This is a genomic window from Streptomyces shinuiensis (assembly GCF_043660855.1).
Classification (GTDB): domain Bacteria; phylum Actinomycetota; class Actinomycetes; order Streptomycetales; family Streptomycetaceae; genus Streptomyces.
This window is the reverse complement of record NZ_JBIHML010000001.1, coordinates 4,900,457-4,922,338: the sequence shown is the minus strand read 5'-3', so window position 1 is coordinate 4,922,338 and position 21,882 is coordinate 4,900,457. Positions and strand designations below refer to the sequence as shown.

23 protein-coding genes and 2 pseudogenes are annotated in these 21,882 nt (G+C 72.2%); 17 read left to right on the top strand and 8 right to left on the bottom strand.

Features of this window, described 5'->3' with window-relative positions:
* Positions 1-82 precede the first annotated feature (82 nt).
* The 8 genes from ACGRHY_RS22275 to ACGRHY_RS22240 all read left to right on the top strand — a co-directional run bounded on the left by ACGRHY_RS22275 (position 83) and on the right by ACGRHY_RS22240 (position 6,339).
* Complete coding sequence (locus tag ACGRHY_RS22275) at positions 83-640, top strand: NUDIX domain-containing protein (RefSeq protein ID WP_394637084.1); 558 nt, start codon at positions 83-85, stop codon at positions 638-640.
* Between the two features lie 73 nt (positions 641-713).
* Entirely contained in the window at positions 714-1,061 is a 348-nt protein-coding gene (locus tag ACGRHY_RS22270) for a YidH family protein (RefSeq protein ID WP_394638160.1), read from the top strand.
* A complete protein-coding gene (locus tag ACGRHY_RS22265) occupies positions 1,058-1,414 on the top strand; it encodes a DUF202 domain-containing protein (protein ID WP_394637083.1) in 357 nt (118 codons plus the stop codon). The genes ACGRHY_RS22270 and ACGRHY_RS22265 overlap by 4 nt, the downstream gene beginning before the upstream one ends.
* A gap of 17 nt (positions 1,415-1,431) precedes the next feature.
* Positions 1,432-1,905, top strand: a complete 474-nt coding sequence (locus ACGRHY_RS22260; RefSeq protein ID WP_394638159.1) for a gluconokinase — start codon at positions 1,432-1,434, stop codon at positions 1,903-1,905.
* Between the two features lie 148 nt (positions 1,906-2,053).
* On the top strand, positions 2,054-3,076 hold the full coding sequence (locus ACGRHY_RS22255; protein WP_394637082.1) for a phosphotransferase family protein: 1,023 nt from the start codon (positions 2,054-2,056) through the stop codon (positions 3,074-3,076).
* 6 nt (positions 3,077-3,082) lie between these two features.
* A complete protein-coding gene (locus ACGRHY_RS22250) occupies positions 3,083-4,309 on the top strand; it encodes an acyl-CoA dehydrogenase family protein (RefSeq protein ID WP_394637081.1) in 1,227 nt (408 codons plus the stop codon).
* A 75-nt stretch (positions 4,310-4,384) separates the two neighbouring features.
* Complete coding sequence (locus ACGRHY_RS22245; RefSeq protein WP_394637080.1) at positions 4,385-5,875, top strand: ATP-binding protein; 1,491 nt, start codon at positions 4,385-4,387, stop codon at positions 5,873-5,875.
* A gap of 62 nt (positions 5,876-5,937) precedes the next feature.
* Positions 5,938-6,339, top strand: coding sequence for a hypothetical protein (locus ACGRHY_RS22240; RefSeq protein WP_394637079.1), 402 nt, complete (start codon positions 5,938-5,940; stop codon positions 6,337-6,339).
* A gap of 74 nt (positions 6,340-6,413) precedes the next feature.
* Here ACGRHY_RS22240 and ACGRHY_RS22235 read toward each other — a convergent pair whose 3' ends face one another.
* Together ACGRHY_RS22235 and ACGRHY_RS22230 are read right to left on the bottom strand one after the other, a co-directional pair.
* Positions 6,414-7,031 (bottom strand): nitroreductase family deazaflavin-dependent oxidoreductase, encoded by a 618-nt coding sequence (locus ACGRHY_RS22235; RefSeq protein ID WP_394637078.1) that lies wholly within the window; start codon positions 7,029-7,031, stop codon positions 6,414-6,416.
* The gene (locus ACGRHY_RS22230; protein WP_394637077.1) at positions 7,028-7,675 is read right to left on the bottom strand and encodes a TetR/AcrR family transcriptional regulator; all 648 of its coding nucleotides are present in this window, start codon (positions 7,673-7,675) and stop codon (positions 7,028-7,030) included. The genes ACGRHY_RS22235 and ACGRHY_RS22230 overlap by 4 nt, the downstream gene beginning before the upstream one ends.
* Before the next feature lie 208 nt (positions 7,676-7,883).
* On the opposite strand from ACGRHY_RS22230, the gene ACGRHY_RS22225 reads away from it, so the two are divergent.
* From ACGRHY_RS22225 to ACGRHY_RS22215, 3 genes are all read left to right on the top strand, one after another.
* Complete coding sequence (locus tag ACGRHY_RS22225) at positions 7,884-8,489, top strand: DUF6928 family protein (RefSeq protein ID WP_394637076.1); 606 nt, start codon at positions 7,884-7,886, stop codon at positions 8,487-8,489.
* Between the two features lie 375 nt (positions 8,490-8,864).
* On the top strand, positions 8,865-9,443 hold the full coding sequence (locus ACGRHY_RS22220; RefSeq protein WP_394637075.1) for a TetR/AcrR family transcriptional regulator: 579 nt from the start codon (positions 8,865-8,867) through the stop codon (positions 9,441-9,443).
* A gap of 14 nt (positions 9,444-9,457) precedes the next feature.
* Positions 9,458-9,826, top strand: coding sequence for a DoxX family protein (locus ACGRHY_RS22215; RefSeq protein WP_394637074.1), 369 nt, complete (start codon positions 9,458-9,460; stop codon positions 9,824-9,826).
* 215 nt (positions 9,827-10,041) lie between these two features.
* Here the strand turns inward: ACGRHY_RS22215 and ACGRHY_RS22210 are convergent.
* A pseudogene (locus tag ACGRHY_RS22210) lies at positions 10,042-10,356 on the bottom strand (ATP-binding protein); the annotation flags it as partial.
* Between the two features lie 694 nt (positions 10,357-11,050).
* Between ACGRHY_RS22210 and ACGRHY_RS22205 the strand changes: the two are divergent.
* Positions 11,051-12,340: an MFS transporter gene (locus ACGRHY_RS22205; protein WP_394637073.1), complete on the top strand. Its 1,290-nt coding sequence runs from the start codon at positions 11,051-11,053 to the stop codon at positions 12,338-12,340.
* A gap of 52 nt (positions 12,341-12,392) precedes the next feature.
* Positions 12,393-12,668 (top strand): annotated as a pseudogene (locus ACGRHY_RS22200) (PIN domain-containing protein); the annotation flags it as partial.
* 107 nt (positions 12,669-12,775) lie between these two features.
* On the opposite strand, the gene ACGRHY_RS22195 reads toward ACGRHY_RS22200, so the two are convergent.
* The 3 genes from ACGRHY_RS22195 to ACGRHY_RS22185 all read right to left on the bottom strand — a co-directional run bounded on the left by ACGRHY_RS22195 (position 12,776) and on the right by ACGRHY_RS22185 (position 15,307).
* Entirely contained in the window at positions 12,776-13,768 is a 993-nt protein-coding gene (locus tag ACGRHY_RS22195; RefSeq protein ID WP_394637072.1) for an NADPH:quinone oxidoreductase family protein, read from the bottom strand.
* 123 nt (positions 13,769-13,891) lie between these two features.
* Positions 13,892-14,500 (bottom strand): TetR/AcrR family transcriptional regulator, encoded by a 609-nt coding sequence (locus ACGRHY_RS22190; protein ID WP_394637071.1) that lies wholly within the window; start codon positions 14,498-14,500, stop codon positions 13,892-13,894.
* Between the two features lie 27 nt (positions 14,501-14,527).
* Entirely contained in the window at positions 14,528-15,307 is a 780-nt protein-coding gene (locus tag ACGRHY_RS22185) for an SDR family oxidoreductase (RefSeq protein ID WP_394637070.1), read from the bottom strand.
* 195 nt (positions 15,308-15,502) lie between these two features.
* Here ACGRHY_RS22185 and ACGRHY_RS22180 point away from each other — a divergent pair, with 195 nt between their 5' ends.
* Together ACGRHY_RS22180 and ACGRHY_RS22175 are read left to right on the top strand one after the other, a co-directional pair.
* Positions 15,503-16,039, top strand: a complete 537-nt coding sequence (locus tag ACGRHY_RS22180; RefSeq protein WP_394637069.1) for a hypothetical protein — start codon at positions 15,503-15,505, stop codon at positions 16,037-16,039.
* A gap of 212 nt (positions 16,040-16,251) precedes the next feature.
* Entirely contained in the window at positions 16,252-16,716 is a 465-nt protein-coding gene (locus ACGRHY_RS22175) for a MaoC family dehydratase (protein WP_394637068.1), read from the top strand.
* 22 nt (positions 16,717-16,738) lie between these two features.
* Here ACGRHY_RS22175 and ACGRHY_RS22170 read toward each other — a convergent pair whose 3' ends face one another.
* Positions 16,739-17,506, bottom strand: a complete 768-nt coding sequence (locus ACGRHY_RS22170) for a TetR/AcrR family transcriptional regulator (protein ID WP_394637067.1) — start codon at positions 17,504-17,506, stop codon at positions 16,739-16,741.
* Positions 17,507-17,592: 86 nt separating this feature from the next.
* Positions 17,593-18,753, bottom strand: a complete 1,161-nt coding sequence (locus ACGRHY_RS22165; RefSeq protein WP_394637066.1) for an acyl-CoA dehydrogenase family protein — start codon at positions 18,751-18,753, stop codon at positions 17,593-17,595.
* Between the two features lie 66 nt (positions 18,754-18,819).
* Between ACGRHY_RS22165 and ACGRHY_RS22160 the strand changes: the two genes are divergently transcribed.
* Positions 18,820-19,464, top strand: coding sequence for a TetR/AcrR family transcriptional regulator (locus tag ACGRHY_RS22160; RefSeq protein WP_394637065.1), 645 nt, complete (start codon positions 18,820-18,822; stop codon positions 19,462-19,464).
* 169 nt (positions 19,465-19,633) lie between these two features.
* Positions 19,634-21,853: a SpoIIE family protein phosphatase gene (locus tag ACGRHY_RS22155; protein WP_394637064.1), complete on the top strand. Its 2,220-nt coding sequence runs from the start codon at positions 19,634-19,636 to the stop codon at positions 21,851-21,853.
* The last annotated feature ends 29 nt before the right edge of the window (positions 21,854-21,882 follow it).

Sequence of the window (21,882 nt, the reverse complement as noted above, 5' to 3'; positions counted from 1 at the left end):
TCCTCGGTCCGTCCGCTGGTGACCGGAGAGTAACCTCCCGCCCGGAGGTACGGCACCCCCCGCGGGCTGCTTGGATGGCCGGATGGCGAGCGAAACGAGCGAGGAGACGGCGGGCAGATCCGCGGACGAACTGCTGGACATCGTGGACGAGTACGACCGTGTGATCGGCCGCGCCCGGCGCGGTACGGCCACCGCCCGGCGGATGCGGCACCGGAGCGTGTCGGTGCGGGTGCGGGACGCCGGGGGCCGGATCTTCGTGCACCGCCGCACCCCGGGCAAGCTGGTCTTCCCCTCGATGTACGACGTGGTGGTCGGGGGCGTGGTCGGCGCGGGCGAGAGCTACGACGAGGCGGCGCTGCGCGAGGCCGAGGAGGAGCTGGGGGTGAGCGGGCTGCCGCACCCGGAGCACCGGCTGACCTTCCTGTACGAGTCGCCGGAGCACACCTGGTTCCTGGCCGTCTACGAGGTGCGGTGCGAGCTGCCGGTGCGCCCGCAGACCGAGGAGGTCGCCTGGTGGGACTTCCTGCCGGAGGACGAGGTGGAGCGGCGGCTGGCGCAGTGGGACGTGGTGCCCGACGGGCTGGAGTGCCACCGGCGGCTGGAGGAGTGGCACCGGAAGCGGGACGGAAGTCCCGCGTAGTGTCGGGAGCGTGATCGAACGGCTCTGGTACGGACTGCGGGACTCGTTGCGGCTGTGGCTGGCGCCGGAGCGGATGCGGACCGAGGGCGCCACCCCCGACTACCGCTTCTCCCTGGCCAACGAGCGGACCTTCCTGGCCTGGATCCGCACCGCGCTGGCGCTGGTGGCGGGCGGCATCGCGGTGGACCAGTTCCTGACGGGGATGCGCGCCGCGCCGCGGACGGCGATCGCCGTGGTGCTGCTGGCGGGCGGCGCGCTGTGCGCGGTGCGGGCGGTCAACCACTGGCTGCGCACCGAGCGGGCCATGCGGCGCGGCGACGATCTGCCGCTGTCCCGCTTCCCCGTGCTGCTGGCGCTGGGCACGGCGGTGGCCGCGCTGGTGGTGGTCGCCGGGGTGGTGCTCGGGGAGCTGGGCCGGTGAGCGCGGACCGCGGGTCGCACGGGGACGGGGCACGTGGGGACGGGGCGGCCGTACGCGATCCGGCCGCTCAGCCGGAGCGCACCCGGATGGCGTGGCGGCGCACCACCCTGGCCTTCGCGGCGGTGGTGGCGCTGCTGGCCCGCGGGTCGGTGCACGACGGCGGGCCGCCGCGGGAGTACGTCCTGGCGGCGCTGGGGGCGCTGGTGTGGCTGGTGTTCCTGGCCCTGGCCCACCGCCGTATCCGCGCGCTGGATGTGGCCCGGCCGGGCCCGCTGGGTACGCGCACGACGTACGCGGCGGCCGTCTGTACGCTGGCCGTGCCGATCTCTGGAGTGGTGGTGTGGCTGTTGTGAGTCCGCTCGTCGTGGTGATGGGTGTGTCCGGGTCCGGGAAGACGACGGTGGGCACGGCGTTGGCGGAGCGGCTGGGAGTGCCGTACGCGGAGGCCGACGACTTCCACCCCCCGGAGAACGTGGCGAAGATGGCCTCGGGCGTACCGCTGACGGACACCGACCGCGCCCCCTGGCTGGACGCGATCGCCGCCTGGCTCAAGGCACAGAGCGGGGAGGGCGGTGTGGTGACCTGCTCCGCCCTCAAGCGCGCCTACCGCGACCGGCTGCGCCGGGCCGCGCCCCAGGTGTTCTTCCTCCATCTGGACGGCTCGCCCGAGCTGATCGGCGAGCGGCTGACGGGCCGCACCGGCCATTTCATGCCGTCCGCGCTGCTGAGGTCCCAGTTCGAGACGCTGGAGGCACTGGACGCGGACGAGGCGGGCGCGGTCGTTCCCATCGACGGGACGCCGCAGGAGGTCACGGAGCTGGCCGTCGCCGCCGTCCCCCGCTGACCCGTCCGTACCGCTTCGCCCTGTTCCGGCGCCGTCTCCACGCGGTGTCGGGGCTCTCTTTTCGGTGCCCTCCCTGGACTCCATACCGACTGGTCGGCATCATGGCTCGGTACGCACGACCACCCTCTTCCCGCCGAGGAGCCTACCGATGACCGAGCACCACCCACCGGGCCTCGATCCCGCGCGGCTGCGCGCGTACCTGGACGGCGAGCGCCCGGGGCTCGTCCAGGGGTCCCTGAACGCGGAGCTGATCGAGGGCGGCCGCTCGAACCTGACCTACAAGGTGACCGACGGGACCTCGCGCTGGGTGGTGCGGCGTCCTCCGCTGGGCCACGTCCTGGCCACCGCGCACGACATGGCCCGCGAGCACCGGGTGATCAACGCCCTGGGCCCCACCGACGTGCCCGTGCCCGGCGCGGTGCTGCTGTGCGAGGACGAGGACGTCCTCGGCGCGCCCTTCTACGTGATGGAGTACGTGGAGGGCACCCCGTACCGCACCGCCGAGCAACTCGCCCCGCTCGGCCCCGAGCGCACCCGCGAGCTGGTGCTCGGCCTGTCCGACGCCCTGGTGAAGCTGCACTCGGTGGACCCGGCCTCCGCCGGCCTGGGCGACTTCGGGCGGCCCGACGGCTTCCTGGAGCGGCAGCTGCGGCGCTGGGGCAAGCAGCTGGACGCCTCCCGCAGCCGCGAGCTGCCCGGCATCGACGAGCTCCATGCCCTGCTCGGCAGCCGGCTGCCCGCCTCTCCCGCCCCCGCGATCGTCCACGGCGACTACCGGCTGGACAACGTGCTCGTCGGTGCGGACGACCGAATCGCCGCCATCCTCGACTGGGAGATGTCCACCCTCGGCGACCCGCTGACCGACCTGGGCCTGCTGGTGATGTACAGCAGCCAGCGGCACATCCCCGGTGCCCCCATCGCCACCACCCGCGAGGCGCCCGGCCACCCCGACGCGCGGGAGCTGACCGAACGGTACGCCGCTTCGTCGGGCCGCGACGTGTCGAACATCGACTGGTACACGGCGTTCGCCTACTTCAAGCTCGCCGTGATCCTGGAGGGCATCCACTACCGCTACACCCTCGGGCAGACCGTCGGCGCGGGCTTCGACCGCATCGGCGCACTCGTCCCCCTCTTCGTCTCAGAAGGCCTCACCACCCTTCAGGAAGGCTGATCCGCCATGGACTTCGGATTCGACGCACGCACCGAGGAGCTCCGTAAGAAGCTGCTGGCCTTCATGGACGAGCACGTCCATCCGGCGGAGGCCGTGGCCGACGAGCAGCGGGCGGCGCTGGACTCGCCGTGGCGCACCCCGCCGGTGGTGGCACAGCTGAAGGCCGCCGCCCGCGAGCGCGGCCTGTGGAACCTCTTTCTGCCCGACGCCGAGCACGGCGCCGGGCTGACCAACCTCCAGTACGCGCCGCTGGCCGAGATCACCGGCCGCAGCCCGCAGCTCGCCCCGACCGCCACCAACTGCGCCGCGCCCGACACCGGCAACATGGAGGTGCTGGCCCAGTTCGGCAGCGCCGAGCAGCGCGAGCGCTGGCTGAAGCCGCTGCTGGCCGGGGAGATCCGCTCGGCCTTCGCCATGACCGAGCCGGAGGTCGCCTCCTCGGACGCCACCAATATCGAGACCCGCATCCGGCGCGAGGGCGACGAGTACGTCATCACCGGCCGCAAGTGGTACATCTCCGGGGCGATGAACCCCGACTGCGCGGTCTTCATCGTGATGGGCAAGACCGACCCGGACGGCGACGACATCCGCCGCCAGCAGTCGATGGTGCTGGTGCCGCGCGACACCCCGGGTGTCGAGGTGCGCCGCGCGATGACGGTCTACGGCTACGAGGACCACTGGCACGGCGGCCACGCCGAGGTCCTCTTCCACGACGTGCGCGTCCCCGTCGCCAACCTGATCGGCGAGGAGGGCGGTGGCTTCGCCATCGCCCAGGCCCGCCTGGGCCCGGGCCGCATCCACCACTGCATGCGGCTGATCGGCATGGCCGAGCGGGCGATCGAGCTGATGTGCCGCCGCGCCGGCACCCGTACCGCTTTCGGCAAACCGCTGGCCGCACAGGGCGTCGTCCAGCAGTGGATCGCCGACGCGCGGGTGTCGGTGGAGCAGCTTCGGCTGCTGGTGCTCAAGACGGCCTGGCTGATGGACACCGCCGGCAACCGGGGCGCGCACACCGAGATCCAGGCCATCAAGATCGCGGTGCCGCGCACGGTGGTGGGCATCCTGGACCGCGCGGTGCAGCTGCACGGCGCGGGCGGTGTCAGCCAGGACTTCCCGCTGGCCGAGCTGTGGGCCGGGGCCCGCACCCTCCAGCTCGCCGACGGCCCGGACGAGGTCCACCAGCGCTCCCTGGCCCGCCGCGAGCTGAAGCGCTTCGCGCCTGCTCAGCCCTGAGGCCCTGCGCCCAGGGGCGTGCCAAGGTGTTAGGACTACACTCCTAAGGAGTGTAGTCCTAACACCTGGAGCAAGATGCCGCGCCCGAATCTCCCCGCCAAACCGCCCCACGTCTTCGGCCGGGACGCCGAATGGGGCGGCCTCGCGGCCTTCGCGGCCCGCCCGCTGCCGCATGCCATGCTCGGAGTCGTCAGCGGCCGGCGGCGCATGGGCAAGACCTATCTGCTGCGCGCCCTCGTGGAGCAGCGGGGCGGTTTCCACTTCGGGGCCACGACCGCGACCGCCGCGGAGTCGCTGCGCCAGTTCGGCGCCGCCCTGGCCGAGTACACCGGCTCCCCGGCCCCGTTCTCCTTCGCCACCTGGGACGACGCGATCTCCTACCTGTTCTCGCTGGCCCTGCCCGAGCGCGGCGAGGGGCCGGTGCTCGTGGTGATCGACGAGTTCCCCTACCTGGTGAAGACGGCTCCGGAGCTCCCCTCGTTGATCCAGCGGGAGATCGACCGCTTCCAGGTGCGGGAGAGCCGGATGCGGCTGCTGCTGTGCGGCTCGGCGATGTCCGTCATGGGCGGGCTGCTGGCGAGCACCGCCCCCCTGCGCGGCCGGGCCCAACTGGAGCTGGTCGTGAGGCCCTTCGGCTACCGGGAGGCGGCGGACTTCTGGGGTGTGGCGGACGAGCCCGCCCTCGCGGCCCGGCTCCACGCCGTCCTCGGCGGCACACCCGCGTACCGGCGGCAGTTCCTGGCGGACGACGTTCCCGGCAGCCTGGAGGAGTTCGACGACTGGCTCTGCCGCACCGTCCTCTCCCCCCTCAGCCCGCTCTTCCGGGAGGCCCGGTACCTGCTGGCCGAGGAGGCGGACATCCGCGACACCGCGCTCTACCACTCGGTCCTCGCCGCGGTGGCCCAGGGCAACACCTCCCGGGGAGCGATCGCGGGCTACATCGGCCGCAAGTCGGTGGACATCTCCCACCCCCTCCACGTCCTGGAGGACAGCCATCTGCTGGTCCGCGAGGCGGACGTCTTCCGCGCCGGGAAGTCGCACTACCGCATCAGCGAGCCGCTGATCACCTTCTACGAGGCCGTGATGCGCCCCTCCTGGGCGCGGCTGGAGAGCGGCCAGGCGGCCCAGGTGTGGGAACGGTCGGCCGAGCGTTTCGCCTCCCAGGTGGCCGGACCGCACTTCGAGGCGGTGTGCCGCGAGTACGTACTCGGCCCGGGGCAGGCCCTGCTCGACTCCTTCCCCGGACAGGTGGGCAGTGGCGTCGTCACCGACCCGGCGGCACGCAGGCAGATCGAGATCGACGTGGCCGCGGTCGAGCCGGGATCGGGGGCGGGCAGATCGTCGGTGGCCCTGCTCGGCGAGGCCAAGTGGGGCACGGTCATGGGCGTGAAGCACCTGGCGAGGCTCAGGCGGGCCCGGGAGATCCTCACCGGGCGGGGCGCGACGGAAACCGGCGGGTGCCGGCTGGCCTGCTTCAGCGGCGCGGGCTTCAGCGACGCCCTGCGCGCCGAGGCGGCACGCGACGGCGACGTACTGCTCGTCGGCCTGGAGGACCTCTACGCCTGAGCGGTGCGGCGGCTCCGGAGCACCCTTGACCTCGGCCTCGCTTGAGATACGACACTCGGCGCATGGAGATCACAGGCAGCAATACCGTTCTCTTCCGCAACACCATGCGCATCGCCGACGGCCGCCTCGACGGCTTCCGCCGCGCCATCGCGCAGGCAGTGGCGTTCGTTCAGGAGCACGGCCCCCAACTCATGGTGGAGGTCTTCATCGACGAGGAACGGATGCTGGCGCACAGCTTCCAGCTCTACCGCGACTCCGACGCCGTCCGTACCCACTGGCGGCTGTCGGATCCGTACATCCGCGAGGTGACGGAGCACTGCGCCGTGCAGCGCTTCGAGGTGTTCGGCGAACCGGACCACGACATCGTGGCGGCCCTCAGGGCCCCTGGCGGCGATTCCCTCCCCTTCACCGTCTCGCCCCGCCTTTCCGGCTTCAACCGCCTTGAGGAGCCCGGACGGGGGTGAGGCACTCTCCGAGGCGGTCGGTGCCGTGCCGCCCGGAAGCCGTCACACCGACCGGTGCCGGAAAACCGTCGGCTTCACGGTCGGCGTGGGCCGAGTCGCACGAAGGGCAGTCGGCGTCCGACCGCGCGGTAGTCCTCCGCTGTGCCGTCGACGGAGAAGCCCATGAAGCGCACGAGTCTGCGTGCGGCCCGGGGGTGGCGGAGCGCGTAGCGGGCCATGAAGTCACCGCCCTCTTCCCTGTCGAGGGGGTGTGCGGTGACGGGGAGGGTGCGCAGGCCGACTTGGATGCCGGCCTGGGGTGTGGCGAGGAGGTTCCGGTACCAGGCGGCTTTGGTGCCGAAGCCGGAGCAGACCACGTAGCTGCCGTCGGTCCGGTCGTGTTCGACGACCTCGATGACGACTTGACGGTGCTTGCCCGAGACGCGTCCGGTGTGGTTCAGCAGCAGCAGCCGGCCGCCGAAGACCCAGCCCAGGCGCAGCCGGTAGAGATGGATGGGGGCCCGGAACAGCAGGCGGCGGATGCCGGTGGGCGGGGCGGGACGCCTGGTGATCTCCATCGTGGGTGTCCTTCGGGTGCGGATGAGGGTGCTGGTGGTGTCGCCGTGGCCGCGGCGGGGTCCGTACGCCTTGTACGGGCCCCGCGCCCGGAGTACGGCCGTGGCACTCGGCGCGGCGTTCGCCGCGGTGGTCATGGAGCGATATCCCCCTCGGGCTCTCCCTCGGGTGCGACGGTGAGCCCGCCGGAATAGATAGCGAGCACCTCAGGCCCCCAGCGGGCCATGCCCTCGGCCGACAGCGGGTCGGTGCCCAGGACGGCGGTGAGGTGGTCGCGCAGCAGCAGCACGGCCAGGTCGTTGGCCATCAGAACCGCCGCGCGCGCCGCCGGATCCCGGCCCGGCGCGGCGAGCCCGGCCCTGACCATCGCGTCGAGGGTCGCCCGGCTCAGTTCGTAGAGCCGGGCGAAGAGCCGCCGCCCGGAACCACTGCCGGACAGCAGGAGCCGGGAGAGGTAGGAGGGGATCGGGGAGTCGGCCGGCAGGTGCTCGAGCATCGCCTCGGTCAGCGACCCGTGTGCGGCCGGGTCGGTGAAACCCGGCGCGCCGTCGGCGGTGATCGCCCCCAGCAGCCGGTCGAACGCGTCGAGCACGTACCGGTCCACCTCTTCGCGGAGCCCGTCCTTCGAGCCGAAGTGGTGCAGCACCAGGCCGGGGGAGACTCCGGCAGCGGCGGCGATCTGCCGTACGGAGACGCTGTCCGGGCCCTTCTCTGCGAAGAGACGGAGTGATTCGTCGCGGAGGACCGCGCGGGTGATCCTGCCCTCGGAGGCTGAACGCATGTTCAACATACTAAACGCTCGTTCAGCAGTCCGGTGAATCGGACCCGCCTGCGTCCCTGGACGATGGGAGCCGTCCTCGTGAATGACACCGCTTCCTCCGCACGTCGCGGCGGGCGGCATCGATCAGCTCACGGTGGCCGAGGCCCGCCCGATGTCGGTGCGGGCGGCTAGCGTGCGACAACAGACGTAGATGATCTCGGGAGGGGCTTTGGGAGCCAAGACGGGGCTGCTCGTGTGCGCCGACGGGGATGTGCCGGACCTTCTGCGGCAGGTGGGGGCGGCGGACCCCGCACAGACATCCGCCCTGCTGCGTCGCCTGCATCCGGGCCAGGAGAGCGGGGAAGGCACGGGCTCAAACCTGCGGGACGGCGTGTACCCGCCGGACGGGACGGTGTACGCAGCCCGCCGGCCGGGCCTGGAGATCGTCTGCGACCGGGGGGTGATGGTCGACTTCCCGTCGCGGCTTCCGGAGTACCTCGTTGCGGCGAGCACCGGCCGACGGCTCGTCCTGCACGCCATGCACAGCATGGTCGACCGGTTCGCGTCCGCCGTGTGGGAGGACGGGCGCCTCGTCCGTTCTCTGAGTCTGTCTCCGGACGACGGGATCATCGAGAACATCGGCGAACCGCTCCCCTTCGAACTGCCCTACTGGGCCGGGAACCGTCCCACCGACGTCACCCCCTGGCCGGACGAGGAGGAAGAGGAAGAGGAGGAACCTGTTTTTATCGGGGTAAGCGAGAGCCACCGCATCGGTCAGTTTCGGGGCCGGGTTGCTCCATCCGCGAAGGGGACGGACGACGACACAGGCGCATGATCGTCAAAGTGAATGAGAGCCACCTCTATCGGGTGACTTCTTGATCAGGATCGTGCTGGTCGGAGTGTCCCCGATGAAGTGGGGGTGGATGGCGACAGCTTGTGTGTCACCGGGCCCTCTCGACCCGCGTCCCTGACAGGCGCGGCTCGGAAGGGTCCGGCTCCTTTGTGGATCAGGTGGGGCTGTTGTCCGTGCGGTAGACCGGGATCCGTAGTTCAGGCATCAGCCACAAAGAGTCGTGGGGTAGCACGGTGGGCCTTCGCGAACCACTCCGTGCTGCCGTCGCCGCGTTCGCCCCGGTCCCTGGCCTCCGTCCTGAAACCGTGCTGACCGACACTATTGCGTCGGTGCAACCGCACCGACTATCTTCTGAACATGTTCAGTGAACACGTTCAGGCGACTCGCACCGAACGAAAACGGCGGACCACCACCCGCATCATCGAGGCCGCCGAAAGGCTCTTCCAGGAGCGTGGCTTCCAGGGCACAACGGTGCGGCAGATCGCCGCGGAGGCGAATGTTTCCGTGGGTGCCGTCATGGCGGTGGGGGACAAGGAGTCTCTGTTGAGCCTTGTCTACGACCAAGCCATCGCCGCCCGCATCCCCGCGCCACCGGCGACGGAGTCCGCGGCCTCCGCAGTCGACTACCTGGCCCATTACTTCGACCCGTTCCTCGACCTGTTCACCGAGAACGACGAACTCGCACGCTCGTACTTCCGGTCCCTGACCCGAGATCGAGCCGAGAACGCGGCCCTCGACGGGCTGCGCACGTTGACCGAGGACAATCTCACCGCCGCGATGGTGAAGGCGGGAATACCCGACCCCCGTGCCCGGCATGGTGCGCAGGTGATGTTCACCAGCTACCTGGGTGAGCTGATGCTGCTTGCCGCGGGATCCACCGACCGGCAGCAGACGGCAGCCAGGATCCGGCGCGCCGCCGAATTCGTCACCGTATAAGCAGGGAATGGCCGATGACTCTGTCTGAACTCCCCTCTCCCGTCTGGCCAATCCTGATCCTGCTCGGGATACAGGCGGGCGACGCCGCGATGATGCTCCGTCCACCGAGATTCATCGTCGACTGCCTGGACGGCGTACGGTTCCCGCGCGACTGGTGGTGGGCGCTGATCACCTCCAAGGCGGCCTCCGTGGTGGGGCTCATCGTCGGGCTCTGGGTGCCCGGGGTCGCCATGACGACCACTGCTGCGATCGTTGTCTACTTCCTGGCGGCCGCCGCATCCCACATTCGCGCGCGAGCCTTGAACTCCGCGTTCTGGGTCAACTGCCTGGGCATGCTACTTCTGTCCCTGGCTGTGCTCATGGTGAGCTTCGTGCGCCTGTAACTCACCACGGGCGCTGTCGTCGTGACAGTGTCGGGATCGCCCTCAGGTACGAAGCCACAGGGTCCTCCATCAGTGGTTTTCGCGTTCGTCGCAGGTGGCCTGGAGTCGGTAGGACTCGGTGCCGGTCCGGGGCAGAATGCCGCGGAAGGTGAGGCGGTCAGCGATGGCCGCGCAGAGCCGGCGGTCGCCGAACGTCCTCTCCCCTCAGCGAAGGGGGAGCTCGTCGCGACCACCGTGGCCTTGCGTTCCTCCCGCTCCGTGAAGGTCTGGAACAGCAGCCTGGAGCCTTTCTTGTCCAGGTTCGCGTAGCCGAACTCGTCCAGACACAGAAGGTCGACCTTAGCTTGATGATCCCCACGAACACGAGACCGTCGAGTGGCTTCCGACGGCGGCTTCAGCCCAGATCCCGGAGCGGAAAGCGGCCCCGACTCGAACCCACAACCGGCTTCCGATCCCTGCCCCCCCCTTACAGAAGCAGGCCTGCGTACTGCCTGCCGACGGCTGTCAACGTCGGTCGCCCTCCGCCGCACCCGGACGACCCGAAACCCCTGTTCCCGCCAACCAATGCTTCTGGGCGCTGTGCCGCATCCACGAACCGAGAAGCACCACGGTAAGTCCCGGCACGAATGCCGCCCACGGGTACGGGAGGACCCTCACGACATTCACCACCCCCAGTGCAACGGCGGCCAGAGCCGCCACGCGAAGCGGGTTCGTGAAGGTGTGACGCAGCACGTGTCTGGCCGGAGGATCGGACGGCAAAGGTTCCCGTATTGCGGTGATGTCCTGCTCAGACTCCATGGTGTGACCGTATCTCCGGTGCCCAGCCGTTGTCGCCGAAGGAGCACTTCCCGGGCGAAGCGGTACGCTCGCCCCTGCCCGCGTGTCCGGGCGTGGGCGATATGGGACAGGTCAAGCGGTGCCAGTGCTTCTGGCGGTCCCACAGGACTGCATCGAGCATCTCGCGCTGGCGGACATGTCTGACGGACTCGAAGCCGCAGCCGGACAGCAGAGCGGTCAGATCGTCCGGAGCGAAGAAGGCCCGCCATCAGTCATAGGTGAGTGCGAGGCCCGCCGGATGGACGGGTGGGATGTGTTTCGGCCGTCGAAGAGTTCCCGCCTGGCAGGCCTTGGTGCACTGGGCCCCTTCCGGGGCTGGGCCGATGGTCCTGCCGCGTTGGCCGGATGGGCTCGTCGCGCAGTGGTGGCGTCGTAGGGTCCGGGGCCATGCCTGCTTCCCTGGACCGGTCGCCGTTGGGGCGTAACCGACGGTTCGCTCTTCTGGCTTCCGCACGGGTCATCTCGGTCCTGGGGAACGGCTTCGCCCGGGTGGCGCTCGCCTTCGCGGTGCTGGCTCTGCCCGGAGCCAGTCCGGGACGGCTGTCGTTGGTGCTGGCCTGTCAGGCGGTTCCGCAGCTGCTGTTCATCCTGTTGGGCGGCGTGATCGCGGACCGGATGTCGCGGTCCCGGCTGATGGCGATGGCCGATGTGGTCGGTGCCGTGGCCTATGGCGGGCTCGCGGCCCTGGTCCTGGCGGAGCACGCATCACTGGTGCTGATGTGCGTCCTCGCCGTGGCCGCGGGCACGGCGACGGCGCTGTTCTCCCCGGCGATGGACGGGGCGGTACCGCTGGTGGTGCCGGCCGGGCAGCTCCAGCAGGCCAACGGTCTGCTCCGGGTGGGCACGAACATCTCGCTGCTGGTGGGCCTGGCCCTGTCGGGAGCGGCGGTCGCCTGGCTGGGCGCGGGCTGGGCACTGGCCCTGAACGCCCTGTCCTTCGTGGTCAGTGCGGTGCTGACCTGGCTGCTGAGGATCGGCGAGCGTCCGCGGAGGAAGTCTTCTGGCTGGACGGACCTTCGGGAAGGGTGGCGGGAGTTCTCCTCCCGGCAGTGGCTGTGGGCCGTGGTCGGCCAGTACACCCTCGTGGTGGCCGCGCTGAACGCCTTCGTGGGCGTGCTGGGCCCGCTGGCCGCCGAAGACGGCCTGGGAGGGGCCCGTGCCTGGTCGGTGATCGTCGCCGCGCAGGCCCTGGGTGCCATCGCCGGTGCGGGCCTGGCGGCCCGGGTGCGGGTCGGGCGGCCGATCCTGGTGGCGGTGCTGGCCACCCTGCCCATGGCCGTGCCGATGGCGCTGCTGGGCGCCGGGGCGCCGGTGTGGCTGATCGCGGTGGCGATGTTCGCCTCGGGGGTCTTCTCCGACGTTTTCGCCGTGCTGTGGTCGACCACCATCCAGCAGAAGGTGCCGGAAGAAGTGCTGTCCCGGGTGATCTCGTACGACTGGTTCGGCTCGCTCGCCTTCGCTCCGCTGGGCCTGCTGGCGGCGGGCCCGGCCGCCGGCGCATGGGGCACCGGGCAGATGCTGTTCGCCTGTTCCGCCCTGATCACCGTGGCGACCCTGGCAGCACTGCTGGCGCCGCAGGTGCGCACTCTGCGCGCCCCCGCGCAGGCCGAGCGGCCCGCGGCGACGAGGCGGAAGACCGTAGCCGCGGAACCGGCAGGAGAAGAAACCGCAGGCTAGCCCGTTGCGCAGCGGGACGACCGCCTGACTGTCCCACCCGTCGCACTCAAGTGCCCGGAACCGTCGCGAGTACGACCAGATCGCGGAGATGTTCACGGACCTCTATCCCGATGTGTCCGTACCGAAGGGTGCGGGACGCTGGGTCGGCGCGGTACAGCACCGCATGGCTCAGGCCGGGGAGCACCGCAGTGCCTCGGCTGTGGATCTCGTCATCGCCGCCACCGCCGCCCACCACGGGCTGACCGTCCTGCACGACGACGCCGATTGCAGGGTGGTCGCCCGACATGCTTCCGACCTGGCCGAGTACGGCATTCGCGATGTCCTCTGACCCGGCCCGCCGCAGCGGCGGAAGTCGGGGATGGCGGTAACTCTGAGTGTGCCCCGGACCGCCGGGCGGTCCGGGGCACACGGCGCCGGCTGGTGGACCGGCAGGGCTCAGGGCTGGATGACGACGCGGCCGGTCGTGGTGCCGTCGGCGACGCGCTGGACGGCGTCGGCCGCGCCGTGCATCGGTACGCGCTCGCTCACCAGCGGCTTGACCGCGCCCTGTTCGGCGAGCCTGGTCAGCTCCTCGTGGCAGGCGCGGACGGCGGCCGGGTCGTGGGTGTTGTACAGGCCCCAGTGCAGGCCGAGGATGGCGTAGTTCTTCACCAGGGCGTGGTTGAGGCCGGGGCTGGGGATGGTGCCGCTCGCGAAGCCGACGACCACGATCCGCCCCTCGAAGGCGACGCACTTGGTGGAGGCGGTGTACGCGTCGCCGCCGACGGGGTCGTAGACCACGTCCGCGCCGTGACCGCCGGTGGCCTCCCTGACCGCCTGGGCCAGGCCCTTGACGCCGTCGACCGCGCGCCGGTCGATCACCGCCTCGCAGCCCAGCTCCCGGGCCACCGCCGCCTTCTCGGGTCCGCCGACGACGCCGATCACCTTCGCGCCCGCCGCCCTGCCGAGCTGGACCGCGGCGCTGCCCACTCCCCCGGCGGCGGCGTGGACCAGCAGGGTCTCGCCGGCCTGGAGGCGGGCGCGGCGGTGGAGGCCGAACCAGCCGGTCTGGTAGCCGATGTGGAGGGCGGCGGCCTCGGCGTCGTCCAGCGCCTCGGGAGCGGGGGCGCAGCGGGCCTCGTCGACCGCCACCAGTTCGGCGAAGGCGCCGTGGGGCAGGTCGGGCTGGGCGATGACGCGGGTGCCGGTGGCGGTGGACGTGCCCTCGCCGGCCGCCACGACCTCGCCGCACAGCTCCACGCCGGGGGTGAAGGGCAGCGGGGGCCGTACCTGGTAGTGGCCGCGGCACAGCAGCGCGTCGGGGAAGTTGACGTTCGCCGCCCGTACGCGCAGCAGGAGGCGGCCGGGGCCCGGCTCGGGGTCCGGGGCCTCCTCCAGCCGCATCACCTCGCGCGGTTCGCCGTTCTCGTGGACGCGCCATGCCTTCACCTGAGGCCTCCGCCTTGGGTCGTGGACCGTGTGGGGTCGTGGGTCTGATGTCGTGGAAGGTGTGGGGTCGTGGGTCGTGCCTGGTTCTTCGGGTGGTCCGCGAGGCACCGGGCCTGTGGGGATCTACGGCCGCAGGGCCCGCAGCAGCAGGTCCGCCAGGTGGTCGGCGACCTCCTGCGGGGTCATGCGCCCGCCGGGCCGGTACCAGGTGCTGAGGTGGTGGACGGAACCGAAGTGGTAGTCCACCACCAGGTCGGCCGGGGTGGCGGTGCTGAACACCCCGGCCCGCTGCCCCTCCTCGATCAGGGCACGGAACCGCTCGTGGTAGCGGCGGCGCTCGGCCCGTACCTGCCTCTGCTTGTCCTCGCTGAGCTGGTGCATGGAGCGGAAGAAGATCGAGGCGTCGTCGAGGTTGTCGATGGTGGTGACGACGACGTCGGCGGCGGCGTCGCGCAGGCGCTGCTCCACGGGGGCGCCGGAGGAGGCGAAGGCGTCCAGCCGCTCCTGCTGCAGACGCAGCACCCGGCCGTAGATCTCGTGCAGCAGATCGTCCTTGGACCCGAAGTAGTGGTAGAGGGCGCCCTTGGTGACGCCCGCCGCCTCGACGATCTCCTGGACGGAGGTGCGGTCGTAGCCGCGGTCGGCGAACAGCCGGGTGGCGGCGGCCAGCAGCCGCTGCGGGACCGGCTGGGTGGGGGCGTCGTCCTGCCGCTGGTTCGCCGGGCTCGTCATGGCGGTTCCTCCTGCTTTTCGGTGGCCTTACCGGGCCTGCTGGTCCCGCTGGATTGTCTCCAGCTTCCGCTGCACATGATTCATGCCGTCCAGCCACTTGTCGGTGTCGGACGCCCGTGCGACGGCGTAGCGGCCGACCTCCGGGTGCGGCAGGACCAGGAAGCGCCCGGTGTCGATCGCCTCCAGCGCGGCGCGGGCGACGTCGTCCGGCTCGATGGCCGTGGGCTTGAGCACCAGGTCGCCGGCGGTGGAGGCGGAGGCGAGCATGTCGGTGCGCACGCCCTGCGGGCACACGGCGTGGACGTCGACCCCGCGGTGGCGGTAGGTGACCGACAGCCACTCGGCGAAGGCGAGGGCGGCGTGCTTGGAGACGCTGTAGGGCGCTGAGCCGACCATGGTGAGCATCCCGGCGGCCGAGACGGTGGCGACGAAGCGGCCGCGGCCGCGCTCCAGCCACTCGGGCAGCAGTTCGCGCGCCGCCCGGACGTGGGCCATGACGTTGACGTCCCAGGCCGCGTCCCAGACGGCGTCTTCGGCCTCGGGGCCGCCGGCGGGGGCGATGCCGGCGTTGGCGCAGAAGACGTCGATTCCGCCGCCGAGGGCCTCGCGGGCGGCGGGGACGATGTCCGAGGCGTCGCCGGGCACCGCCGTGGCGCCGATCTCCCGCGCCACGGCTTCGGCTTTTCCGGTGTCGAGGTCGTTGACGACGACCCTGGCGCCGCGTGCCGTGAAGGCTCGGGCGAGGGCGGCGCCGATGCCGCCGCCCGCCCCGGTCACCACGACGCCCGAGTCCCGCAGGTCCTCCATGTGCCCACCCTCCGTCTCGTTCCGGTCGCCGGCGGTGGCCGTGTCCGGCCCGCTTCCGGTGATCCATGGATTTCCCGCACAGACTAACCAGTCGGTATGTGGCATCGGAAGATTCGGGGGCACACGGATCCATTGGAGGGTCCGGTACGTCCCAGCGATGACGGCTGTGGTCGATTACGTCGGAGGTGGTACGCGTTGGCCGGTTTCAATGCTCTGGCAGAACAGGTCCGTGATTCCGGGAGAGACCCGTCCCAGCGCAGGCAGGCCCTGCGCAAGTGCCTGGAGCGGTTCGCACCGTACGGGCACCGCGCCACCTGGCACCACCTGTGCGCCCGCGCGGGCATCTCTCCCGACGACCGCAGCCCCGATCCGGAGCGGCTGGTGGCCGCGCTGGAGGAACTGGAGGAGGCCCGGGAGGTGTGGCTGGCGTACGAGCGCGACTTCGCGCGGCGGCGCAGGGAGCAGAAGCACGTCGGCGTCCGGCAGCCGCCGGGCGACGCCTGGCACCGCCGCTGCTGGGGCGGTCGCGGGCTGCTGCCCGTCGAGGATCCCGGCGCCGCGCCGCCCGCCCCGCTGGCGGAGGTGCTGCGGCGGCTGGTCCGCGAGGCGGAGGCGCGCGAGGCGCGGCGTGCGGCGCAGGCGATGCACACCGCCGAGCAGGCCCTGCGGGCCCGGCGGCCGGGGGCGGTGGCGCACGGCGGCGGCACGGGGAGGATCGCGGTCAGCGGCTGACGCCCGCGACCGCGTCCGGCTCGGGCGGCCCGGTGGGGCATGACGCGTCACGGCGGGTCCCGGGTCTTCCGGGGTCCGCCGTGACGCGTCGGGAGCGTACGGGAGACGGGGCGGCCGTTGACATGCCCGACACCCCCGACCATGCTGAGCAAGCGCTTAGTGGCGCGTACCGACACCACGGACACCACGCATGGTTGGGGAGGCGAGCTTCGATGGCGGAGCCCCGGGTTTTCACATCGGTCGACGAGCTGCGGGATGCGGTCGGCGAGGAGTTGGGCACCAGCGACTGGCTGGAGATCGACCAGAAGCGGATCGACCTGTTCGCGGACGCGACCGGTGACCACCAGTGGATCCACGTCGATCCGGGGAAGGCCGCCGCCGGCCCGTTCGGCACGACCATCGCGCACGGCTATCTGACGCTCTCGCTGCTGCCGGTACTGGTGCCGCAGCTGATCCGCGTCGAGGGTGTGCGCATGGGCATCAACTACGGCGTGAACAAGGTCCGTTTCCCCTCCCCCGTGCCGGTCGGTTCGCGGGTGCGCGCGACCGCGCGGATCACGGAGGTCTCCGAGGTGGGCGAGGACCGCGCCCAGCTCACCTCGCTGGTGACGATCGAGCGGGAGGGCGGGGAGAAGCCGGTGTGCGTCGCGGAGAGCGTCGTGCGCTACCACCTCTGACACCCACCGTGTCCTGCGGGGCTCACGCTCCCCGGCCGGCCCCGCCCGCGGTTTCGCCGGCGGGGGCGGCGGCCGGGGCGCCGGCCATCCTCAGCACCAGTCCGGCGTAGAGCTCGCCGACCTCCTCGGGGGTACGTGTGCCGCCGGAGCGGAACCAGCGGGCGACGTCGACGCAGAGCGACAGCACGGCCAGGGCCGTGCCCCGGACGTCGGGGACGGTGAAGTCCCCGGTGGCCACCCCGTCCTCCAGGATGCCGCGCAGGATCTCCTCGCTGCGCCGCCGCAGGGCGACGATCTCGGCGTAGTGCTCCTCGGCCAGCGCGTTCAGTTCGTACTGCACCACCCGGGCCGTGGTGTGACGCTCGGCGTGCCAGCGCACGAAGGCGCGCACCGCGGCGGCGAGCCGGTCGGCGGGGGCCACGGCGCCGTTGCCGGCTTCGGTGAGGATGCGCACCGAGCGCTCGTGGCCGACCCGGCTGATCTGGTAGAGCAGTTCTTCCTTGGTGCGGTAGTGGATGTAGAGGGCGGCGGGGCTCATTCCGGCGCGGGAGGCGATGTCCCGGGTGGTGGTGGCGTGGAAGCCGCGCTCGGCGAAGGCCTCGACAGCCGCCAGCAGCAGCCGGCGGGCGGCGTCGGGGGCCACCTCGCCCCAGGAGTCGTCCGGCTCGCCCGCGCCGTCCGCGCCGACCGGGGCCTCCTCCGCGGTGTCCGCGGTCTTCCCGGCATCCACCGACTCCACGGACTCCGCTCCCGTCTCCGCAGCCATCAGCACCTCGCCCGTTCGTCCCACCGGGCGAACACCATACAATGCTTGCTGAGCAGCCGCTTAGGGAGCGGAGGGGGCCAGGAGACCCCCGGAACACCGCCGGAGCGCCGTCAGAACGCCGACACCCCGGTCAGCGAGCGGCCGATGAGCAGCTTGTGGATCTGGCTGGTGCCCTCGTACAGGGTCATCACACGAGCGTCGCGCAGCAGCTTGCCGACGGGGTACTCGTCGATGTAGCCGTAGCCGCCGAAGACCTGGAGGGCGTTGTTGGCCGCGCGCACGGCGGCCTCGGAGGCGTAGAGCTTGGCGGCGGAGGACTCGGTGGCGAAGGGCAGGCCCCGGTCGATGAGGTCGGCCACGCGCCAGGTCAGCAGCCGGGCGGCGTCGAGGTCCACCGAGATGTCGCTGATCAGTTCCTGGACGAGCTGGTGGCGGGCGATGGGCTTGCCGAACTGCTCGCGCCCGGTGGCGTAGGAGACGGCCGCGTCCAGCGCCGCCTGGGCGATGCCGACGCAGCCGGCCGCCACCGACATGCGCCCCTTGGCAAGGGCGGACATGGCGACGGAGAATCCCTTGCCCTCCCCGGCGATGCGGCAGTCGTCGGGGACGCGGACGCCGTCGAGCACCAGCTCGGCGGTGGCCTGGCCGCGCAGGCCGAGCTTGCCGTGGATCTCCCGGCGGGTCAGGCCGGGGGTGTCGGTGGGGACGAGGAAGGCGGTGATCCCCCGGTGGCCGGGCTCGGTGCCGGTACGGGCGAAGAGCAGTACCACGTCGGCCCAGGTGCCGTTGGTGATGAACATCTTGGTGCCGTCGATGATCCAGTCGCCGCCGGGGCCGCCGTCGCGGCGGGCGCGGGTGGTGAGGTTCGCGGCGTCGGAGCCGGTACCCGGCTCGGTCAGGCCGAAGCAGCCTATCGCCTCGCCTGCGCACAGGCCCGGCAGCCACCGGCGCTTGTGCTCCTCGCTCCCCCAGGCCGCGATCGACTTGGCGACCAGGCCGAGGGAGACCGACAGCACTCCGCGCACGGCCGAGTCCCCGCGCCCCAGCTCCTCGGTGACCAGGCAGTACGCCAGGTGGTCACCGCCGGACCCGCCGTACTCCTCGTCGATGGTCAGACCCAGGAAGCCCAGGTCGCCCAGGGACTTCAGCACGGACCGGTCGATGCTCTCGGCGCGGTCCCACTCGGCGGCGTGCGGCACGATCTCCCGGTCGACGAACTCCTTGGCGAGCCGCCGTACGGCGGCCTGCTCCTGAGACAGCTCCAGATCCATGCCCGATAAACTAGCAGCGCTAGTTGCAGCTTCACAGATGCCGGACGAGACCCGAGGATGTGATCCGTGGCACGCCCACGTACCCCCCTGCTGAGCCGCGAGCGGATCGTGGCGGCGGCGCTCGCGCTGGTGGACGGCGAGGGCCTGCCCGCGGTGTCCACCCGCAGGCTCGCCGCCGAGCTGGGCGTCAGCGGCCCGTCGCTGTACAACCACTTCCGCACCAAGGACGAGATCCTGGACGCGGTGGCCGACGCGGTGTGCGCCGATGTCGACCTGTCGATGTTCACCGACGGCACCGACTGGCGCGAGGCGCTGGTGGCCTGGGCCCGCTCCTACCGGGCGGCGCTCAGCGCGCATCCGAACATCGTCCCGCACCTGGCGCAGGGCCCGGGCCGGCGCCCGAGCCAGCTGCGGATGGCCGACGCGGTCTACGGCGCGATGCTGGACGCCGGGTGGCCGCGCGCCCACGCGACCCGTATCGGCGCGCTGATGCGGTACTTCGTGGCCGGCTCCGCGCTGGGCTCCTTCGCCCGCGGTTTCGTCGACGACGCGGCACTGTACGAGCGCGACTACCCGCATCTGGACCAGGCCCATCTGCTGGCCGAGCACCAGCAGCGCGTCGACGAGGGCGCCTTCGAGACGGGCCTGCGCGCCCTCGTCGACGGGCTGGCGCTCCGGTTCCCGGAGCCGGAGGGCCGGGACGGGGAGTAGGCCCGCGGCGACAGGCCCGCGGCCGGCCTCGGGAGCGACACCACGCCCTTGTCGGCACCCTTTTGGTCACCTCTGGCACTTTTTGCGACAATCATTGACATATGACCGGGCGGTCGGCGGCGTTCTCCGCCCCGGGCCTTCCGGAGTCTCCGGGAGTGAGGGGTGGCGGATGAGCACGGAAGGCGCTTCCGCCCCGGCGAGCGGGGCCGTCCGGATGCCCCGGGAGTGGGCGGGCGCGCTGGCACGGCTGGCCGCGGGCCTGACCACGGTGCCCAGCACCGCCCTCGCCCTGGAGACGGTGGCCGCCAACTGCCCCCTGCCCGGCCGGGTCGGGTGGGCGCTGCTGCTCACCGACGACAGCGGCACCCATCTGTTCTGCTCGGCCATGACCGGCCTGGACCCGGCGTGGGCACCGCCGCTGCGCCCCCTGGACACGTCCGGCGCCCGGGCCGCCGGCGCGGCCGCCCGGGGGAGGGCCGGGCAGGGCGGCCCCGGGACCGCCCCCTACCCCGTGACCGGGGCTCCCCTGACGTTCGCCTGGCGGGCGCTGCCCCTGCACCGGCCCAGCGGCGCCCTGGTGGCCGTACGGCCGGACGGAAGGGGGTTCGGCGCGGACGAGGCGGCCCTGCTGGACATGGTCGCCGAGCACATGGCCGCCTGCACGGCCAGGCTCACCCGGCCCGGGGACCGCGCACCGGACACGCGGCCGCGGATGCGGCCGCTGGAGCGCGGTGCGTTCACCCTGGACCTGCGCACCCACGAGGTGGAGTGCGACCGGGTCGTCGCCCGCATGCACGGGCTGCCCCCGGAGCCGGTCGTACCGCTGGCGGACTTCCTGGCCCCGGTCCCGGGCTCGGACCTGCCCCCGCTGCGCCGGGCGCTGGAGGAGGTCTCCGCCCGGCAGGGCGACTACCAGCTCTCCTACCGCGTTCGGGCGCCCGGGGGCGGCCACCGTTACCTCGAGGCGCGCGGAAGGGCCGCGGGCGGCTCCGACGGCGCCCCGAGTTCCCTGGTCGGCCACATCACCGACGTCACCGCCGAGCGGGAGGACCGCAGCTCGCGCGAGCGGTCCGCCGGCAGGCGGCTCGAACGAAGCGACAGGATGCTGACGCTGACCGGCGCCCTCGCCCACACCCTCACCCGGGAGCAGTTCGCCGAGTCGGCCAGGCAGGCGGCGACCGCCTTCGGTGCCGACGCCGTCACGGTCGCGGAGGGCGAGCGCGGACAACTGCACGTCGTCACCGCCCACGGGCAGCCCCCGGAGTACGTGGCGGCGACCGAGGGGCTCTCCATGGAGGCACGCACCCCGCTCAGCGACGCCGTGCGGTACCAGCGGCCGGTCTTCTGCCCCTCCCCGGAGGCGCTGGTGGCCGCCTATCCGCACTACGCCGCCGTGGTGGAGCGTCTGGAGAGCCGGGCCTGGGCCGCCGTTCCGCTGTCCGTGTCGGGCGACCCGCCGGCCGGTTGCCTGCTGTCGTTCAAGAGCGCCGACGCCTTCGGCGCCGAGGACCAGGCCTTGTTCGTCGCGGCGGGCGCCCTGCTCGGACGCGCCCTCGAGCGCCACCGCGCCTTCCGCACCGAGCAGGACAGGGCACTGGAGCTCCAGCACGGCCTGCTGCCCTCGCGGCTGCCGCACCCGTCCGGGGCCGACCTGGCCGCCGAGTACCGCCCGGCCGCCGCCGGTGCCCGCGCCGGCGGGGACTGGTACGACGCGCTCGACCTGCCGGACGGCTCGTTCGCACTGGCCATCGGCGACGTCCAGGGGCACAGCATGCGGGCCGCGGCGCTCATGGGCCGGCTGCGCACGATGATGCGGGCCTACCTCTCGGAGGGACATCCGCCCGACCGGGTACTGGGCCTGGCCAACCGGCTGCTGGCCTCGGACAACGACGCGGACCCCGACGGTGCCCTGCTGGCCACCTGCTGTCTGATGCGCGTGGCCCCGGCGGAGCGGAACGTCGCGCTGGCCGTCGCGGGTCATCCGCTTCCCCTCCTGCACGCCCCGGGGCATGCCCCCCGGGTGCTCGGCCACCCTCCGGGCCCGCCGCTGGGCGTCGACGCCGGTGCCCGGTACCCCTGCGGGCGGTGCCCCCTGCCGCCCGGCAGCGAACTGCTGCTGTACACCGACGGTCTCGTCGACCTGCCGGGACTGGATCCGGACAAGGCCGTCGCGGGCCTGCTGAAGGCACTGGCGGACGCCCCGGAGGGGTCGGCCCGGGAGGCGCTCGACCAGATCTTCGAGTCCGTCCGTCCCGCCGTCCCCGGCGACGACGTGGCCGTGCTGCTGGCCCGCCTGGACGGGGACGGCCACGACGGCGGTGCGGCCGGCGCCGGCCGCCGTCGCGGTGCGTCCGGGACTGCGCCGCCCGCCTCCGGCGGCCCCTCCTGACCGGGCCGCCGGAGGCGGGGCACGGGGCG

Bases quoted from the DNA above. Each gene is read 5' to 3' on its own strand.
- ACGRHY_RS22270 (WP_394638160.1), top strand. From the start codon at position 714: ATGCGGACCGAGGGCGCCACCCCCGACTACCGCTTCTCCCTGGCCAAC.
- ACGRHY_RS22175 (WP_394637068.1), top strand. From the start codon at position 16,252: ATGGCGGAGCCCCGGGTTTTCACATCGGTCGACGAGCTGCGGGATGCG.
- ACGRHY_RS22230 (WP_394637077.1), bottom strand. From the start codon at position 7,675: ATGCGTTCAGCCTCCGAGGGCAGGATCACCCGCGCGGTCCTCCGCGAC.
- ACGRHY_RS22165 (WP_394637066.1), bottom strand. From the start codon at position 18,753: ATGGATCTGGAGCTGTCTCAGGAGCAGGCCGCCGTACGGCGGCTCGCC.
- ACGRHY_RS22275 (WP_394637084.1), top strand. From the start codon at position 83: ATGGCGAGCGAAACGAGCGAGGAGACGGCGGGCAGATCCGCGGACGAA.
- ACGRHY_RS22245 (WP_394637080.1), top strand. From the start codon at position 4,385: ATGCCGCGCCCGAATCTCCCCGCCAAACCGCCCCACGTCTTCGGCCGG.
- ACGRHY_RS22250 (WP_394637081.1), top strand. From the start codon at position 3,083: ATGGACTTCGGATTCGACGCACGCACCGAGGAGCTCCGTAAGAAGCTG.
- ACGRHY_RS22220 (WP_394637075.1), top strand. From the start codon at position 8,865: ATGTTCAGTGAACACGTTCAGGCGACTCGCACCGAACGAAAACGGCGG.
- ACGRHY_RS22190 (WP_394637071.1), bottom strand. From the start codon at position 14,500: ATGACGAGCCCGGCGAACCAGCGGCAGGACGACGCCCCCACCCAGCCG.
- ACGRHY_RS22215 (WP_394637074.1), top strand. From the start codon at position 9,458: ATGACTCTGTCTGAACTCCCCTCTCCCGTCTGGCCAATCCTGATCCTG.
- ACGRHY_RS22260 (WP_394638159.1), top strand. From the start codon at position 1,432: ATGGGTGTGTCCGGGTCCGGGAAGACGACGGTGGGCACGGCGTTGGCG.
- ACGRHY_RS22235 (WP_394637078.1), bottom strand. From the start codon at position 7,031: ATGACCACCGCGGCGAACGCCGCGCCGAGTGCCACGGCCGTACTCCGG.
- ACGRHY_RS22240 (WP_394637079.1), top strand. From the start codon at position 5,938: ATGGAGATCACAGGCAGCAATACCGTTCTCTTCCGCAACACCATGCGC.
- ACGRHY_RS22185 (WP_394637070.1), bottom strand. From the start codon at position 15,307: ATGGAGGACCTGCGGGACTCGGGCGTCGTGGTGACCGGGGCGGGCGGC.
- ACGRHY_RS22255 (WP_394637082.1), top strand. From the start codon at position 2,054: ATGACCGAGCACCACCCACCGGGCCTCGATCCCGCGCGGCTGCGCGCG.
- ACGRHY_RS22155 (WP_394637064.1), top strand. From the start codon at position 19,634: ATGAGCACGGAAGGCGCTTCCGCCCCGGCGAGCGGGGCCGTCCGGATG.
- ACGRHY_RS22205 (WP_394637073.1), top strand. From the start codon at position 11,051: ATGCCTGCTTCCCTGGACCGGTCGCCGTTGGGGCGTAACCGACGGTTC.